The following is a 17,736-nucleotide window of genomic DNA, read 5'->3' on the forward strand; positions in this document are numbered from 1 at the left end:
GTGTTTCATTTCGCATATTTTCGTGATGGCTTTAAGCGGCAATAAAAACAGCCATTCAGCCTGTTGCGCAACAAAAATCGATTATTAAGTGACTGAAAATGGGTGATTTACTGTTGCATCAGTCATTTAGCTTAAAATAAGCGGCTTGCGCAACAGAAAATTACGCCATGCACAATTCCGAATCTGTTGCCGATATTCTGCTTTAACGATTCAACAGATCGTTATTAGCAGGACGTTATGCCAGGCTGAATGGGTTGATTGCAGAATATTCCATGTGCCCATTCATTGATAAAGGATAAGCTCAATGTCCAATAAAGGCGAACAGCCGCTAGTGCTCTGGTATAACCAGCTTGGCATGCATGATGTTGATCGGGTGGGAGGCAAAAATGCTTCTCTGGGTGAAATGATTACCAATCTGTCGTCGCTGGGAGTATCGGTACCCAATGGTTTTGCGACCACATCTTACGCCTTCAACCTGTTTCTCGATCAAAGCGGACTGAACCAGCGCATTTATGCATTACTGGATAGCACCGATATTGATGATGTTGATGCGCTGGCAAAAGCCGGTAAGCAGATTCGTCAGTGGATAGTCGAAACGCCGTTTTTGCCGGAACTGGAAGCGGCGATCCTGGAGGCCTACCAGCAACTCTCTTCTGATGATGCTGATGCCTCTTTTGCCGTACGTTCATCGGCGACCGCCGAAGATATGCCCGATGCCTCATTTGCCGGCCAGCAGGAAACGTTCCTGAACGTGCAGGGCATTGAGGCAGTGATGGTGGCGGTGAAACATGTTTATGCCTCACTGTTTAACGATCGCGCAATCTCCTACCGTGTCCATCAGGGCTATGATCACCGTGGCGTCGCACTGTCAGCGGGCATTCAGCGTATGGTGCGTTCCGATCTGGCTGCATCCGGCGTGATGTTTACTATCGATACCGAATCCGGCTTCGACCAGGTAGTCTTCATCACCGCGGCGCTGGGCCTGGGTGAGATGGTGGTGCAGGGCGCGGTCAACCCGGATGAGTTTTATGTCCATAAACCGACGCTGGCGGCGGGCCGCCCGGCGATTGTTCGTCGCAACATGGGGTCGAAAAAAGTGCGTATGGTTTACGCCGATTCCCTGGCGCATGGCGAACAGGTCCGGATAGAAGATGTGCCCGAAACTGAGCGCGATCGCTTCTGTCTCTCGGATGACGAAGTGCAGGCGCTGGCGCAGCAGGCGGTGCTGATCGAACAACACTATCAGCGTCCGATGGACATTGAATGGGCCAAAGATGGTCATACCGGCAAGTTATTTATCGTTCAGGCGCGGCCTGAAACGGTGCGCTCAAATGGTCAGGTGATGGAGCGCTATACGCTGCAGGGTCAGGGCAGTGTGGTGGTTGAAGGTCGTGCCATTGGTCATCGTATTGGCGCGGGTGAAGTGAAAGTCATCCACGACATCAGCGAAATGAACCGGATTGAAAAAGGTGATGTGCTGGTCACGGACATGACCGACCCGGACTGGGAACCGATCATGAAAAAAGCCTCGGCAATCGTGACCAACCGTGGCGGTCGTACCTGTCATGCCGCGATCATTGCGCGTGAACTGGGTATCCCGGCGGTGGTCGGCTGCGGAGATGCCACCGATCGGCTGAAAGAAGGTCATAAGGTGACGGTCTCCTGCGCCGAAGGGGATACCGGCTATGTCTACGATCAGCTGCTGGACTTTGACGTCACCAGTTCGCAGGTCGATTCCCTGCCGGAGCTGCCGCTGAAAATTATGATGAACGTCGGCAATCCTGACCGGGCTTTTGACTTCGCCTGTCTGCCGAATGAGGGCGTTGGCCTGGCGCGGCTGGAATTTATCATCAACCGCATGATTGGCGTTCACCCTAAAGCCCTGCTGGAGTTTGATCAGCAGACGCCGGAAATACAGCAGCAGATTCGCAAGCTGATGAAAGGATTCGACGATCCGGTAGAATTTTATATCGGTCGTCTGACTGAAGGGATTGCCACTCTTGGTGCCGCTTTTGCGCCGAAACGGGTAATTGTGCGACTTTCCGATTTTAAAACTAACGAATACGCCAATCTGGTCGGGGGCGAACGTTACGAGCCGGAAGAGGAAAATCCGATGCTCGGCTTCCGCGGTGCCGGCCGTTATGTTGCTGACAGCTTCCGTGATTGCTTCGCGCTGGAGTGTGAAGCGGTGAAGCGGGTCCGCAACGAGATGGGACTGACCAATGTCGAGATCATGGTTCCGTTCGTGCGTACCGTCGATCAGGCGCAGGCGGTGGTGGAAGAGCTGGCGCGTCAGGGACTGAAGCGCGGCGAGAATGGGCTGAAGGTGATCATGATGTGTGAGATCCCGTCGAATGCCCTGCTGGCTGAGCAGTTCCTGCAGCACTTTGACGGCTTCTCGATTGGCTCCAACGATATGACGCAGCTGACGCTGGGGCTGGACCGCGACTCTGGCGTGGTTTCCGCGCTGTTTGATGAGCGTAACGACGCGGTCAAGGCGTTGCTTTCAATGGCGATCAAAGCGGCGAAAAAGCAGGGCAAGTATGTCGGGATTTGCGGTCAGGGTCCGTCGGATCACCAGGACTTTGCCGCCTGGCTGATGGAAGAAGGGATAGACAGCCTGTCGCTCAACCCGGACACCGTGGTTGAGACCTGGGTCAGCCTGGCACAGCTCAATAAATCCGCCTGACAATCCTACCGATTGCAGTGACAAGGCCAGCTTAGCTGGCCTTTTTTTTATCAGGTGGCTGTATTGCGGGCAAAAAAAAGCCCATCACAGGGGATGGGCAAAGACTACACACAGCAATTCTTTACTCTACTCAGGGGAAGACTGTTGTTTAGAAATCAGTAAGATGATTTCGAACATAGGAAACATGTTATTCACCAGACCGGCTGGCGTCTTTAAGAATCCTCTTATTAGTTTAAGGCCGATAATCTTTTGTCACCTTTTATGGCGCATTTCACTTAAGAAACAGTGCAGAAAATAATCTTTTTTAACCCGGAATGGTGCATTTCTGGCTAAACATGGCTTTTTTCTTAAAAACCGCTAATGGAAAACAGTATTAAGGTGAAGAAGAAGAAGCGGTGCGGTTAATGATCATTAACCGCACTAATCATTGCTTAAAGGGCGTTAAGGTGGGGTTTCTTCATGGTCGGAGAGGGCCTCCGCCACGGCCAGCGGGTCGTCGTCCGGGGCGGGCGCTTCATGTACCCAGACGGAAACCAGGCGATAAGAGACCGCCAGCACTACCGGACCGATAAACAGGCCAATCATACCAAACGCGAACAGGCCGCCGATGACACCGGAGAGGATGAGGATCATCGGCAGGTCAGCCCCCATCCGAATCAGCATCGGTCGCAGCACGTTATCCAGCGTGCCGACGACGCAACTCCAGACCAGCAGGACGGTGCCCCAGGTAGTATCGCCGCTCCAGTAGAGATAGATAATGGCAGGCACCAGCACCAGCAGCGGACCAATCTGCACCAGGCAGCAGAGGATCATCAGCACCGTTAACAGCGTGGCATAGGGGATACCGGAGATCGCCAGGCCAATGCCGCCCAGCACGCCCTGTACCAGCGCGGTGACAACCACTCCCAGCGCCACGGCGCGGATCGACTGCGCCGCCAGCAGTACCGCAGCATCGCCACGACGTCCGGCCATGCGGAACGCGAAGTGGCGGATGCCCTGCGCGGCCTGTTCGCCACGCCAGTAGAGCAGCACGCTGAACAGCAGCATCACCGCCAGGTGAATCATAAAGCGACCAAAATGGCCGGCCTGCGCCACAAAGAAACCGGTAGTGCGGCCAATATAGGGCTGTACTTTCGCCATGATGCCGGAGCCGCCGCCTTCCACCAGTTTGTGATAACTGCTGTAAAGTTTACGGCCTACCATCGGCACATCATTAATCCATAACAACTGAGGCACCAGGTGCCCCTGCGTTACCCAGGCGACTACCGGTGCGCTGTTATCGATCAGGCTACTGACCAGCAGAGCAATAGGGATAATAAACAGCAGTAACAGCAGCAGGGTCATGGCGATCACCGCCAGTGAACGACGTCCCCATAACAGCCGCTGTATCCTGAGCATCAGTGGCCAGGTAGCGATCACCACCATGCTGGCCCAGGCAAACCCCAGAATAAAGGGCTGTACCACCCATAAACAGGCGATGATCAGTAACAGAATAAACATCAGGGTAAAAAGTATCTGCGGTAAATCCATGTCCCGATACAGGCTTTTCATCATTGATTCATAACCTCATCCAAATCCTTCATTGCCGGGCTCTCTGCGCCCGTTTTTATCATGATCTATTTACCGCGGATTAAACAGAGCCGCGGGGAAAGGTTTTTACCTTTCCTGAAAAAACGGCAGCCGTGGAAAAAATGTGATAAAACGAGGGACCGCAAACGCGCAAACGCAAACGTTTACAACATCTTCGGTCAGACAATCATGATCCCACAGATTTCGCAGGCGCCGGGCCTGGTTCAACTGGTGCTGACATTCCTCGAGTCGCTGAAAGAGCAGGGTTTTACCGGCGATACCGCCACCAGCTATGCCGATCGCCTCTCACTCTCCACCGACAACAGCATCTATCAGCTGCTGCCCGATGCGGCACTGTTTCCACGCTCAACCGCCGATGTTGCGCTGATTGCCCGGCTGGCCGGCGAGTCACGCTTTGAGAGCCTGGTGTTCACGCCGCGCGGTGGTGGCACCGGCACCAACGGCCAGTCGCTGAACCAGGGTATTGTGGTGGATATGTCGCGCTACATGAACCGCATCCTGGAGATTAACACTGACGAAGGCTGGGTGCGGGTAGAAGCGGGCGTTATCAAAGATCAGTTGAATGCTTATCTTAAACCGTTTGGCTTCTTCTTCTCGCCTGAGCTGTCGACCAGTAATCGCGCCACGCTGGGCGGCATGATTAATACCGATGCCTCCGGCCAGGGGTCGCTGGTCTATGGTAAAACCTCCGATCATGTCATTGGACTGCGAGCCGTTCTGCTGGGCGGCGATATCCTGGATACCCGGCCAATGGCGACAGCACTGGCCGAAACGCTGGCCCGCACGGCCACGCCGGAAGGCCGGATCTATCAGCAGGTGCTGAGTCGCTGCCGTGAACAGCGCGCGCTGATTCTGGAAAAATTCCCGCGTCTCAACCGTTTCCTGACCGGCTATGACCTGCGGCACGTCTTTAGCGACGATATGCAAACCTTCGATTTAACGCGCCTGCTGTGCGGTGCCGAAGGAACGCTGGCTTTTATTACCGAAGCCCGGCTGGACATCACGCCGCTGCCGAAAGTACGCCGGCTGGTCAACATCAAATATGATTCGTTCGATTCGGCCCTGCGCAATGCGCCTTTTATGGTTGAAGCGCAGGCGCTGTCGGTCGAAACCGTCGACTCGAAAGTGCTGAATCTGGCGCGGGAAGATATCGTCTGGCATTCGGTGCGGGAGCTGATTACCGACGTGCCGGATAAAGAGATGCTGGGGCTGAATATTGTCGAATTTGCCGGTGACAATGCCGCATTAATCGACAGCCAGATCAGCCAGCTGTGCGCGCGTCTGGATGCGCTGATGGCGCAACAGCAGGGCGGCGTCATCGGTTATCAGTTCTGCGACGATCTGCAGGGCATTGAGCGCATTTATAATATGCGCAAAAAAGCGGTCGGGCTGCTGGGTAATGCCAAAGGTCGCGCCAAGCCCATCCCGTTTGTAGAAGATACTGCCGTGCTGCCGGAGAGCCTGGCTGATTACATTGTTGAATTTCGCGCCTTGCTCGACAGCCACGGGCTGAGTTATGGCATGTTCGGGCATGTCGATGCGGGCGTGCTGCATGTTCGTCCGGCGCTGGATATGTGCGATCCGCAGCAGGAGATGATGATGAAACAGATCTCCGATGAAGTGGTGGCGCTGACGGCGCGCTATGGCGGCTTACTCTGGGGCGAGCACGGGAAAGGATTCCGCGCGCAGTACAGCCCGGCATTTTTTGGCGAAACCCTGTTCAATGAATTGCGTCGGATTAAAGCGGCATTCGATCCGCTTAACCGCCTCAACCCCGGCAAAATCTGCACCCCGTTTGACAGCCATGACGAGATGATGCAGGTCGATGCGGAGAAGCGTGGCACGTTTGACCGCCAGATTCCGGTCACGGTGCGCGATGAATGGCGCGGTGCGATGGAGTGTAACGGCAACGGTCTGTGCTTTAACTTTGATGCCCGTAGCCCGATGTGTCCGTCGATGAAGATCACCCGTAACCGTATTCATTCACCGAAAGGGCGCGCGACGCTGACCCGTGAATGGCTGCGACTGCTGGCAAATCAGGGCGTCGATCCGCTGGTGCTGGAGCAGCAACTGCCGGAGAACCGACTGTCGCTGCGGGCGCTGATCGCCCGTACCCGCAACAGCTGGCATGCCAGTAAAGGCGAATACGATTTTTCGCATGAGGTCAAAGAGGCGATGTCTGGCTGTCTGGCCTGTAAAGCCTGCTCGACCCAGTGTCCAATCAAAATTGACGTTCCCGGATTCCGCTCGCGCTTCTTACAGCTCTACCACACCCGTTATCTGCGGCCGGTCAGCGATCATCTGGTGGCGGCCGTTGAAAGCTACGCGCCGCTGATGGCGAAAGCGCCCAAAACCTTTAACTTCTTTCTGCGCCAGCCGTGGCTGAAAGAGCTGAGCAAAAAGCAGATTGGCATGATCGATCTGCCGCTGCTCTCCTCACCGACGCTGAAACAGCAGCTAAGCGGCCATCCGGCGATGAATATGACGCTGGAACAGCTGGAGCAGCTCTCGCTGGCTGAACGCGCTGACACGGTGCTGGTGGTGCAGGACCCGTTTACCAGCTTCTATGAAGCGCAGCTGGTGAATGACTTTATCCGCCTGATTGAGAAGCTGGGCTACCGACCGGTTCTGCTGCCGTTTTCGCCGAATGGCAAAGCGCAGCATGTGAAAGGTTTCCTGCAACGTTTCGCCCGCACCGCCAGCCGTACCGCTGACTTCCTCAATCGGGTGGCAAAGCTGGGAATGCCGATGGTTGGCGTCGATCCCGCCACGGTGCTCTGCTATCGCGATGAGTATCATCAGACGCTGGGTGAGGCGCGCGGTGAGTTCAGCGTCTTGCTGGTGCATGAGTGGCTACAGCAGGCGCTGGCTGAACGCGCGGTACAGACCACCAGCGGAGAGTCATGGTATCTGTTTGGACACTGTACCGAAGTGACAGCGCTGCCGTCCGCGCCCAATCAGTGGCAGGAGATTTTTTCCCGTTTTGGCGCCAAGCTGGAGAACATCAACGTCGGTTGCTGTGGAATGGCAGGGACCTACGGCCACGAAACTAAAAACTTCGAAAACTCGCTGGGGATCTACGCGCTCTCCTGGCATCCGCAACTGCAGCGCCTGCCGCGCCAGCGCTGCCTGGCCACCGGCTACTCCTGCCGCAGCCAGGTAAAACGCGTGGAAGGGAACGGGATGCGACATCCACTGCAGGCATTGTTAGAACTTATGTAAAAAAATTGTGCGCGACGTCACGACGTGGCTGGATTAGAATATCCAGCCCGCGTGACGCACAAATTCGCTTTGCAGCGCGGTGGCTTTGTCCCATTCACCGATCATCGCCAGCTGATGGCAGAGACGGGTCAGGGACAGGCGCGCCAGCTGATAGGCCTGAATGCGAAACAGGCGGTCGCGTTCGCTATTGCCCATCTCCTGCACCAGGCGGTGATGCAGTTTGCCCATCGCATGCAGGTAGCTCTGGTCATCTCCGTTCAGCTGGCAGACTTCTGCCATATCCAGACAGGTATCATTAAACTGACGTAATTGCTGAAGGGAACAGTCGGCCCGGTCAAGTCTGGCCTGCGCCAGGTAGAAGTCGACGGTGATATCGCGCACCGAAAATTTGTACTCGTCGATCTTATGCTGCAGCCAGGCAGAGACTGAAAGCGTCATAACGCCACCCTGAACGTGAATGATAATAATTATCATATTCAACTGGGCCGGGATTGCAATTGCTGCGGCAGAAAAATTTAACGATTTATCTGGCCTGTCGGTATAATCGGAAATAACAATCTGTTTACATCGCAGAAAGGCGTAACCTATCAATAACGACTTTTACGAAAAGTGATGATTTTAAAAAGAGTGATTTATTAATAGGTTATATCGGGACTCTTCCTGTGTTCTGTCTCACCGCAAAGTGAGTTGAAGGGTCTATGCTTAATAAACAGGCGAATAAAACAGCACAAGATGATTATCCCTGCAAAACAAGAGGTTGAAGTGATTGGTCAGATCACTACCATAGGGGGATAGCCTGAAAAGGTCCGGACTCAAGAGGTATCAACATGGCATCCGTTAATGCAGACTCTTTCTCACCCGACGACTATGTCTGGAAAGGGCTGACGCTGACTGAAACCGCAGCGCAACAAATTCTCAATCTGGCGGCTCAGGACCCTGATGTCAAGGGTCTGCGCTTAGGCGTGAAACAATCCGGCTGCGCCGGTTTTGGTTACGTCATGGATCTGGTGAAAGAGCCAGTCGATGACGATCTGCAGTTCTCGTTCCACGGCGCAACCCTGTTTGTGCCGCTTCAGGCGATGCCATTTGTTGATGGCACCGAAGTGGATTACGTTCGCGAAGGCCTGAATCAGATTTTTAAATTCAATAACCCTAAAGCTCAGCACGCCTGCGGGTGTGGCGAGAGCTTTGGCGTCGAGTAAGTGAAATATGTCACGACACAGCGAAACATCTGACGATGTACAAATCTGGGAAGGCAAGCTCAATTATAAAGAGGGCTTCTTTACCCAACTGCAGACCGAAGAATTTGCCAACGGCATCAATGAAGATGTGGTGCGCGCAATTTCGGCCAAGCGTAACGAGCCAGAGTGGATGCTGGAGTTTCGTCTTAAAGCTTTCCGTGCCTGGCTTGAAATGGAAGAGCCGCACTGGCTGAAAGCGCATTACGAGAAACTCGATTACCAGGATTACAGCTACTATTCCGCACCGTCGTGCGGTAATTGCGATGACAGCTGCGCCTCTGAGCCGGGAGCAACTCAGGCATCAGGCAGCGCGCCGGCCAGCGATTATCTGACGCAGGAAGTGGAAAATGCCTTTAACCAGCTGGGCGTACCGGTACGTGAAGGGCGCGAAGTGGCGGTTGACGCGATTTTTGACTCGGTATCGGTGGCGACCACCTATCGCGGCAAACTGGCGGAGCAGGGCATTATCTTCTGTTCCTTCGGCGAAGCGATTCAGGATCATCCGGAGCTGGTGAAGCAGTATCTTGGCACGGTGGTACCGGCCAACGATAACTTCTTTGCCGCGCTGAATTCGGCCGTTGCCTCAGACGGGACCTTTGTTTATATCCCGAAAGGCGTGCGCTGCCCGATGGAGCTGTCGACCTATTTCCGCATCAACGCAGCGAAAACCGGTCAGTTCGAACGCACCATCCTGATTGCTGATGAAGACAGTTACGTCAGCTACATCGAAGGATGTTCAGCACCGGTACGTGACAGCTACCAGCTGCATGCGGCGGTGGTGGAAGTGATCATCCATAAAAATGCCGAAGTGAAGTACTCGACGGTGCAGAACTGGTTCCCGGGCGGTGAAGGCGAGGGCGGTATCCTCAACTTCGTGACCAAGCGTGCGCTGTGTGAAGGCGACCACAGCAAGATGTCCTGGACGCAGTCAGAAACCGGCTCAGCCATCACCTGGAAATACCCGAGCTGCATTTTGCGCGGTGATTACTCGGTTGGCGAATTTTACTCGGTCGCGCTGACCAGCGGCCGCCAGCAGGCGGACACCGGCACCAAAATGATTCACATCGGTAAAAACACCAAATCGACCATTATCTCCAAAGGGATTTCGGCCGGTAAAAGTGAAAACACCTATCGCGGCCTGGTGAAAATCATGCCGACCGCCACTAACGCGCGTAACTTTACCCAGTGTGACTCAATGCTGATTGGCCCGGACTGCGGCGCACATACCTTCCCGTATGTGGAAACCCGCAACAATACGGCCCAGCTTGAGCACGAAGCCACTACCTCACGCATCGGCGAAGATCAGATGTTCTACTGTCTGCAGCGCGGTATCAGTGAAGAAGATGCCATCTCGATGATCGTGAACGGCTTCTGTAAAGACGTGTTTTCGGAGCTGCCACTGGAATTTGCCGTGGAAGCCCAGAAATTGTTAGCCATCAGCCTTGAGCACAGTGTGGGCTGATGCCGTCACACGCGTTGCCGGAAGCAATGTGAAGGAATAAGTATGTTAAGCATTAAAGATTTACAGGTAAGTGTTGAAGATAAAGCCATTCTGCGTGGTCTGAACCTCGAAATTAAACCGGGTGAAGTTCACGCCATTATGGGCCCGAACGGCTCAGGCAAAAGTACGCTCTCTGCCACGCTGGCCGGACGCGAAGATTATGAAGTGACCGGTGGTTCTGTCACCTTTAAAGGTAAAGACCTGCTGGAACTGGCACCGGAAGAGCGTGCCGGTGAAGGTATCTTTATGGCCTTCCAGTATCCGGTTGAGATCCCTGGCGTGAGCAACCAGTTTTTCCTGCAAACCTCGGTTAACGCGGTGCGTAAATACCGTCAGCAGGAAGAGCTGGATCGCTTCGATTTCCAGGACTTTATCGAAGAAAAAATTCATCTGCTGAAGATGCCAGAGGATCTGCTGACCCGTTCAGTGAACGTTGGCTTCTCCGGTGGCGAGAAGAAGCGTAACGACATTCTGCAGATGGCGGCACTGGAGCCGGAACTCTGCATCCTGGATGAAACCGATTCCGGGCTGGATATCGATGCGCTGAAAATTGTGGCGAACGGCGTTAACAGCCTGCGCGATGAGAAGCGTGCCTTTATCATCGTTACCCACTATCAGCGTATTCTGGACTACATCAAGCCAGACTTCGTACACGTTCTTTATCAGGGCAAAATCGTGAAATCTGGCGACTTCTCGCTGGTGAAACAGCTGGAGGAGCAAGGTTATGGCTGGCTTACCGACGAAGAGTGATTCTGCGCTGCAACAGTGGCATCACCTGTTTGAATCGCGCGGTGACGTGCGTTCACTTCAGGCACAGCAGCACTGGCAGCAACTGATGCGGGTTGGCTTGCCGACCCGCAAGCATGAGAACTGGAAATACACCTCGCTGGATACTTTCCTGACGCAACAGTTTGTGCTGCCAGAGGCACCGCAAACCCTGAGCGCTGAGCAGGTTGATGCGCTGGCGCTGCCACTGGATGCCGTGCGTCTGGTCTATGTCGATGGTCAGTTCCAGCCTGCGTTCAGTTCCCGCGACAGCGAGCTGTTTGAGATTCACCACAGCGTGGCGGCCGAGCGTCGTCCACTGCCGGCTGCGGTACAGCCGGAAGTCTTCCTGCACCTGACCGAGAGTCTGGCGGAAGAGGTGACCACTCTTCATCTGGCTCGCGGTAAAGCTGCTGCCCGTCCGCTCTATCTGCTGCACATCACCAGCGGCCAGCAGAGCGGGATGAACACCGTTCATCATCGTCATCATCTGCAGCTGGATGAGAGCGCGGAAGCGGAAGTGGTTGAGCACTACGTCTCGCTGGATGGCAGCGCGCACTTCACCGGCGCACGCTTTACCTTTGAGGTCGGCAACAACGCAAAACTGACCCACACCAAACTGGCGTTTGAAAGCAGCGAGAGCTATCACTTCGCGCACAACGACCTGGTGATCGGCAGTGATGCCCAGGTCAGCAGCACCAGCTTCCTGCTGGGCGCGGGTCTGAGCCGTCACAACACCAGCACCCAGTTAAACGGTGAGAATACCCAGCTGGCGGTGAACAGTCTGGTGCTGCCGGTGCGTCAGGAAGTGGCGGATACCCGTACTTACCTTGAGCACAATAAAGGCTACTGCGTCAGCCGTCAGATGCACAAAACCATCGTGCGTGACAAAGGCCGGGCGGTGTTTAATGGTCATATCAAAGTGGCTAAGCATGCGCTGAAAACAGATGGACAGATGACCAACAACAACCTGTTGCTGGGACGTCTGGCCGAAGTGGACACCAAGCCGCAGCTGGAAATCTATGCGGATGACGTGAAGTGCAGCCACGGCGCCACCATCGGTCGCATCGATGATGAGCAGATGTTCTATCTGCGCTCGCGCGGTATTGAGCAGGACGCTGCCCAGACCATGATCATTCACGCCTTTGCTGCGGAACTGACCGAAGCACTGGAGAATGAGGTCTTGCGTCAGGCAGTGCTGCAGCGTATCGCTGAGCGCTTTCCTGGAGACGACTCATGATGAACTTCGATCTCGAACGCATCAGGGAAGATTTTCCGATCCTGAAGCGTGAGGTCAACGGTCATCCGCTGGCCTATCTTGACAGTGCGGCCAGCGCACAACGCCCGCTGTCGGTGATCAACGCCGAAAGTCATTTCTACCAGCACGGCTACGCGGCCGTGCATCGCGGTATTCATACGCTCAGCCAGCAGGCGACCAGCGATATGGAGAACGTGCGCGACCAGGCGGCGCGTTTTCTGAATGCGGCCACGCAGGAAGAGATCGTGTTCGTCAAAGGCACCACTGAAGGCATCAATCTGGTGGCCAACAGCTGGGGCGGCGCGAATCTCCAGCCGGGCGACAACCTGATCATCACCGAGATGGAGCATCACGCTAACATCGTGCCGTGGCAGATGGTGGCGCAGCGTACCGGTGCTGAAATCCGGGTGCTGCCGCTGAACGACAATGGCGAGCTGGCGCTGGAGCAACTGGCAGGTCTGATCGACAGCCGCACCCGTTTGCTGGCGGTCACGCATGTCTCTAACGTCCTTGGCACAGTCAACCCGGTGAAGGCGATCGTCGCGCAGGCAAAAGCCGCGGGCGTCGTGACGCTGATTGATGGCGCTCAGGCGGTGATGCATGGCAAAGTCGACGTGCAGGATATCGGCTGCGACTTCTACGTTTTCTCCAGCCACAAGCTGTATGGCCCGAACGGCGTCGGTATTCTCTATGGCCGCAAAGCGCTGCTGGATGAGATGCCACCGTGGGAAGGCGGTGGATCGATGATCGACCGCGTGCTGCTGCCGACCGGGACCACCTGGAACAGTGCGCCCTGGCGTTTCGAAGCCGGGACGCCAAACACCGGCGGGATTATCGGCTTTGGTGCCGCGCTGGCCTACGTTCAGGCGCTGGGTCTGGAGACGATTCATCAACGCGAAACGGCGCTGATGAATTACGCGCTCGATAAGCTGGCCTCGGTACCGGATATTCAGATTTACGGCCCGCAGGCGCGTGCTGGGGTGATCGCCTTCAATCTGGGCAAGCATCACGCCTTTGACGTTGGCAGCTTCCTCGATCAGTACGGCATTGCGATCCGTACCGGCCACCACTGCGCAATGCCGCTGATGCACCACTACAACGTGCCAGCGATGTGTCGCGCCTCGTTCACCTTCTACAACAGTGAAGAGGAAGTGGATCGTCTGGCGGCCGGACTGACTCGTATTCATCGTCTGCTGGGCGGCTGAACAGTTTTAACGGAGTAACCGATGGCGAATTTGCCAGAAAAAGAGAAACTGGTGCGTAACTTTAATCGTTGCGCCAACTGGGAAGAGAAGTACCTCTACATCATTGAGCTGGGGTCAAAACTTCCGGAATCATCTGAAACCTTACACCAGCCGGAAAATGCCATTTCAGGCTGCCAGAGCCAGGTGTGGATCAGGATGACACCGCAGGAAGATGGCACCATCGCCTTTGAAGGTGACAGTGACGCCGCGATTGTTAAAGGTCTGATTGCTATCGTATTTAGCCTTTATCAGAATCTGCCGCCCGCTGAAATTGTCGCGCTGGATGTGCGCCACTGGTTTGGCGAACTGGCACTGATGCAGCACCTGACGCCGACCCGGTCGCAGGGGCTGGAAGCGATGATTCGGTCTATTCGCCATACCGCTCAGAACCTCAGCTAAGCTACACTCGACAGACGCCAACCGGCGTCTGTTTTTTTATCTGACGAGAAAATTGCATGAAACCTGCTTTACGTTTAGCCGGTGCACTGCTGCTGACCTGCTTTGGGCTCTCTGCACCCGCTTTTGCCACGGAATACCCGCTACCGCCGCCTGACAGTCGCCTGATTGGCGAAAACGTCCTGACTCAGGTTCCTGACGACAAACGTCCACTGGAAGAGATCGCCGCCCGCTACCAGGTTGGCCTGCTCGGCATGCTGGAGGCCAATCCCGGCACCGATCCCTGGCTGCCGAAAGCCGGCACGCAACTGACCGTACCGCTGCAGATGCTGCTGCCCGACACACCGCGTGAAGGCATTGTGGTGAATCTGGCCGAACTGCGTCTCTACTACTATCCCAAAGGCGAAGACAAGGTGATCGTCTATCCAATCGGGATTGGTCAGCTGGGCGCGGCGACGCCGGTGATGGTGACCCAAATCAGTCAGAAAATACCGAATCCCACCTGGACGCCGACTCAGAACATTCGTAAACGCTATGCCAAAGAGGGCGTGACGCTGCCTGCAGTAGTGCCTGCCGGGCCCGACAACCCGATGGGGCTGTTTGCCATGCGTCTGGCGCGCGGCAGCGGCCAGTATCTGATCCACGGCACCAATGCGAAGTTTGGTATTGGTATGCGTGTCAGCTCCGGTTGTATCCGCCTGCGTTCAGAGGATATCGAAGCGCTGTTTAATTCGGTACCGAAAGGGACGCGGGTTCAGATTATCAATCAGCCGGTGAAATATGCGGTGGAGCCTGACGGTAAACGCTACGTTGAGGTGCATCAGCCCCTGTCGCATAGCGATAAGGACGATCCGCAAACTATGCCGTTAGCGCTGACTACCGGACTGAAAAAGTTTATTAAAAGCGAAGAGAGCGATAGCGCACTGATTAAAGCGACCTTAGCGCGCCGCTCAGGGATGCCGGTACTGGTCAGCAATGGTGAGCCGGTCCGGAGCGAGACAACGCCGCCAGCAGGGCGGGAGACGCCTTCATCAGCCTCTGCTGCGCCAGTCGATGAGGCTAAAGCCGAAACGGCCACGCCCTGAAAGGATTAACGCGGGAAACCGCGTAAATGCAAAGCAAAAAAAATGGCGCCTTAAAGGCGCCATTTTTAAACCAGAACTCTTACTTACGGTAAGAGTGAGCCTGGTTGTCCAGACGCTGGTTAGCGCGAGCTGCGTCATCTTTAGCAGCCTGAACGTCTGAACGCACTGCGTTCACGTCGTTGCTCAGCTGGTCAACTTTAGCGTTCAGAGTCTGAACGTCTGAAGACAGCTGGTCGATTTTAGCGTTGCTTGAGCAACCAGCCAGCAGAGTTGAAGCCAGAACTACCGCGCCCAGTACCAGTTTAGTACGATTCATTATTTATACCCTCTAGATTGAGTTAATCTCCATGTAGCGTTACAAGTATTACACAAAGCTTTTTAAGTTGAGAATAAATTTTTGATGAGAAGATGCTTAAATTTGATCGTTCGCTCAAAGAAGCAGCGGATCGCAGTAGATGATAAAAAAATTTAGCGAAAACAGAGAGATTTAATCGGATTAACCTTAATATAAAGTGTATTTGAATAGTTATTTTCGATTGGAATTTTCCGCTATTTGTATTAAGTACAAATAAAAAAAAGCGCCCATGAAAGGCGCCTTAAAATAAAGAGCAAAAAGTGTTTTACAGTACGTGTACTGAGGCGGTGTTGGTAGTTCCGCTTGGTACTAATGCACCAGAGACCAGCACCACCACATCACCTTTCTGACCGTAGCCGCTTTCCAGCGCCGCTTCTTTACCCAGACGATAGAAATCATCGGTAGAGGCAATCTCAGTGACCAGACGAGTCTCAATCCCTTTACTCAGGATCAGCTGACGCGCAGTGGTCGGATTGGTGGTCAGCGCCAGGATGGTGGCGTTCGGGAAGTATTTACGCACGGCCTTGGCAGATTTACCGCCTTCGGTGGCAACCACAATCAGTGGCGCTTCCAGCTTCTCAGCCGTTTCAACGGCACCGCGGCAGACCGCTTCGGTGATACGCAGCTTGCGGGTGTCGTTCTGGCTATCGATACGTGACTTCATCACGCGGTCGGTACGCTCACAGATGGTCGCCATGATGGTGACCGACTCAAGCGGGTATTTACCCTTGGCGCTTTCGCCAGAGAGCATTACCGCATCGGTGCCGTCGAGGATGGCGTTTGCCACGTCGCCCGCTTCAGCACGGGTAGGGCGTGGGTTCTTGATCATCGAGTCAAGCATCTGGGTGGCGGTAATCACCACTTTGCGCGCTTTATTACACTTCTTGATCATCATCTTCTGAGCGAAGATCACTTCTTCAACCGGGATCTCAACGCCCAGGTCGCCACGCGCTACCATGATGCCATCAGAGGCTTCGAGAATTTCGTCGAAGTTGTTCAGGCCTTCCTGGTTTTCGATTTTGGAGATGATCTGGATGTTCTCACCGCCGTGCTGCTTCAGGTGCTCGCGAATTTCCAGCACGTCTGAGCGTTTACGGATGAAAGAGGCCGCCACGAAATCAACGCCTTGCTCGCAACCGAAAATCAGGTCGCGCTTATCTTTTTCGGCCAGCGCTGGCAACTGGATTGAAACGCCAGGCAGGTTAACGCCTTTGTTTTCACCGAGGTCGCCGTTGTTCAGCACTTTACACACCACGGTATTTTCAGTGACTTCGGTCACTTCCATTCCGATCAGGCCATCATCGACCAGCACGGTGTTGCCGATTTTCAGGTCAGCGGTAAAGCCAGGGTAGGTGACCGCAACGCGCTCGCTGTTGCCGATCACGCTCTGGTCGGTGGTGAAGGTAAAGGTCTGACCCGCTTTCAACGGCGCATCATTTCCGCCTTCCAGTTTCATGGTGCGGATTTCAGGGCCTTTGGTATCCAGCAGGATAGCCGCCTGACGACCGGTTTTTTCCATCACGGCACGCATATTGGTGATGCGCTGACCGTGCTCGGCATAATCGCCGTGGGAGAAGTTAAGACGCATAACATTCATGCCGGCTTCCAGCAGCTGGGTCAGCATCTCTTCTGATTCGGTTTTCGGGCCGATAGTACAAACGATCTTAGTCTTTTTCATGACAGGTTATCTGTAAGTTGTGATGGATGATAAAGGGCGAAATCCGATGGCAATGCATCGAAGTGAGAATACTGTTTGAAATCGAAACGGGCTGTACAGAGTAAGAATAGGTGACGAAGGCCAGGCGTGCAGGGAAGTTGTGCGGTTACGCCGGGTAACCACCTCATTATTGTTGCGCAAATTATCTGAGTTATCGCAATAGGCACGTGATCGCTGAAACCTTTCAAGTGGACAACGCGGCACAGTATAGACGCTAAGTATGCGAAAACCAATCAAAAAGCAGAAGGGGGAAGCGATGCAGATCAATAAAAGTGGAGTTGCGCAAGCTGAAGGAATTCTGAAAGTGGTGCGCTCTAATGGACTCGAACCATCGACCCCCACCATGTCAAGGTGGTGCTCTAACCAACTGAGCTAAGAGCGCATACTGAATGCATATTGAATATTGGTGCGTCCGAGTGGACTCGAACCACCGACCCCCACCATGTCAAGGTGGTGCTCTAACCAACTGAGCTACGGACGCACTTGGTGCGCTCTAATGGACTCGAACCATCGACCCCCACCATGTCAAGGTGGTGCTCTAACCAACTGAGCTAAGAGCGCAACACGCTGTCTGGGCGACAGCGGGGACGAATATTAACGGCAGCCGGTGAGGCTGGCAAGGAGAAAAAGCGTTTTTTCACCGTGACTGAGCAGCAACTGTGCTATGCGTCGT

13 protein-coding genes, 3 tRNA genes and 1 other RNA gene are annotated in these 17,736 nt (G+C 54.5%); 9 read left to right on the plus strand and 8 right to left on the minus strand.

Annotated elements, in window-relative coordinates; genetic code table 11:
• Window positions 1–304 precede the first annotated feature (304 nt).
• Window positions 305–2,689, plus strand: coding sequence for a phosphoenolpyruvate synthase (ppsA, locus tag ACX3P5_RS07730; protein WP_233984477.1), 2,385 nt, complete (start codon window positions 305–307; stop codon window positions 2,687–2,689).
• 69 nt (window positions 2,690–2,758) lie between these two features.
• Here the strand turns inward: ppsA and rprA are convergent.
• Together rprA and ydiK are read right to left on the minus strand one after the other, a co-directional pair.
• An RNA gene (gene rprA / locus ACX3P5_RS07735) (antisense sRNA RprA) lies at window positions 2,759–2,866 on the minus strand.
• A 264-nt stretch (window positions 2,867–3,130) separates the two neighbouring features.
• Window positions 3,131–4,240: an AI-2E family transporter YdiK gene (gene ydiK, locus ACX3P5_RS07740; RefSeq protein WP_233988187.1), complete on the minus strand. Its 1,110-nt coding sequence runs from the start codon at window positions 4,238–4,240 to the stop codon at window positions 3,131–3,133.
• Between the two features lie 207 nt (window positions 4,241–4,447).
• On the opposite strand from ydiK, the gene ydiJ reads away from it, so the two are divergent.
• On the plus strand, window positions 4,448–7,501 hold the full coding sequence (gene ydiJ, locus ACX3P5_RS07745) for a D-2-hydroxyglutarate dehydrogenase YdiJ (protein ID WP_458968512.1): 3,054 nt from the start codon (window positions 4,448–4,450) through the stop codon (window positions 7,499–7,501).
• Window positions 7,502–7,534: 33 nt separating this feature from the next.
• On the opposite strand, the gene ACX3P5_RS07750 is transcribed toward ydiJ, so the two are convergent.
• The gene (locus ACX3P5_RS07750; protein ID WP_233984475.1) at window positions 7,535–7,939 is read right to left on the minus strand and encodes a hypothetical protein; all 405 of its coding nucleotides are present in this window, start codon (window positions 7,937–7,939) and stop codon (window positions 7,535–7,537) included.
• 389 nt (window positions 7,940–8,328) lie between these two features.
• On the opposite strand from ACX3P5_RS07750, the gene sufA reads away from it, so the two are divergent.
• The 7 genes from sufA to ACX3P5_RS07785 are packed head-to-tail and all read left to right on the plus strand — an operon-like array spanning window position 8,329 to window position 14,991.
• Window positions 8,329–8,703, plus strand: a complete 375-nt coding sequence (gene sufA / locus ACX3P5_RS07755) for a Fe-S cluster assembly scaffold SufA (protein ID WP_233984474.1) — start codon at window positions 8,329–8,331, stop codon at window positions 8,701–8,703.
• Between the two features lie 7 nt (window positions 8,704–8,710).
• Window positions 8,711–10,204 carry a Fe-S cluster assembly protein SufB gene (gene sufB / locus ACX3P5_RS07760; RefSeq protein ID WP_233984473.1) on the plus strand — a complete coding sequence of 498 codons (1,494 nt, stop codon included), beginning with the start codon at window positions 8,711–8,713 and terminating at the stop codon, window positions 10,202–10,204.
• A gap of 42 nt (window positions 10,205–10,246) precedes the next feature.
• Window positions 10,247–10,993: a Fe-S cluster assembly ATPase SufC gene (gene sufC / locus ACX3P5_RS07765; RefSeq protein ID WP_094120315.1), complete on the plus strand. Its 747-nt coding sequence runs from the start codon at window positions 10,247–10,249 to the stop codon at window positions 10,991–10,993.
• On the plus strand, window positions 10,968–12,248 hold the full coding sequence (gene sufD / locus ACX3P5_RS07770) for a Fe-S cluster assembly protein SufD (RefSeq protein ID WP_233984472.1): 1,281 nt from the start codon (window positions 10,968–10,970) through the stop codon (window positions 12,246–12,248). Before sufC ends, sufD begins: the two co-directional genes overlap by 26 nt.
• On the plus strand, window positions 12,248–13,471 hold the full coding sequence (gene sufS, locus ACX3P5_RS07775; RefSeq protein ID WP_233988186.1) for a cysteine desulfurase SufS: 1,224 nt from the start codon (window positions 12,248–12,250) through the stop codon (window positions 13,469–13,471). Before sufD ends, sufS begins: the two co-directional genes overlap by 1 nt.
• Before the next feature lie 21 nt (window positions 13,472–13,492).
• Window positions 13,493–13,909 (plus strand): cysteine desulfuration protein SufE, encoded by a 417-nt coding sequence (gene sufE / locus ACX3P5_RS07780; RefSeq protein ID WP_233984471.1) that lies wholly within the window; start codon window positions 13,493–13,495, stop codon window positions 13,907–13,909.
• Window positions 13,910–13,965: 56 nt separating this feature from the next.
• On the plus strand, window positions 13,966–14,991 hold the full coding sequence (locus ACX3P5_RS07785) for a L,D-transpeptidase family protein (protein ID WP_233984470.1): 1,026 nt from the start codon (window positions 13,966–13,968) through the stop codon (window positions 14,989–14,991).
• Window positions 14,992–15,070: 79 nt separating this feature from the next.
• Here the strand turns inward: ACX3P5_RS07785 and ACX3P5_RS07790 are convergent, their stop codons facing one another.
• The 5 genes from ACX3P5_RS07790 to ACX3P5_RS07810 form a co-directional block, all read right to left on the minus strand.
• Window positions 15,071–15,307 carry a major outer membrane lipoprotein gene (locus tag ACX3P5_RS07790; protein WP_009090492.1) on the minus strand — a complete coding sequence of 79 codons (237 nt, stop codon included), beginning with the start codon at window positions 15,305–15,307 and terminating at the stop codon, window positions 15,071–15,073.
• Window positions 15,308–15,611: 304 nt separating this feature from the next.
• A complete protein-coding gene (pykF, locus tag ACX3P5_RS07795) occupies window positions 15,612–17,024 on the minus strand; it encodes a pyruvate kinase PykF (RefSeq protein WP_233984469.1) in 1,413 nt (470 codons plus the stop codon).
• A 344-nt stretch (window positions 17,025–17,368) separates the two neighbouring features.
• A tRNA-Val gene (locus tag ACX3P5_RS07800) sits at window positions 17,369–17,445 on the minus strand.
• A 22-nt stretch (window positions 17,446–17,467) separates the two neighbouring features.
• Window positions 17,468–17,544: transfer RNA gene (locus ACX3P5_RS07805), tRNA-Val, on the minus strand.
• Between the two features lie 3 nt (window positions 17,545–17,547).
• A tRNA-Val gene (locus ACX3P5_RS07810) sits at window positions 17,548–17,624 on the minus strand.
• Window positions 17,625–17,736: the final 112 nt, after the last annotated feature.

Source organism: Pantoea sp. S-LA4 (assembly GCF_054482835.1).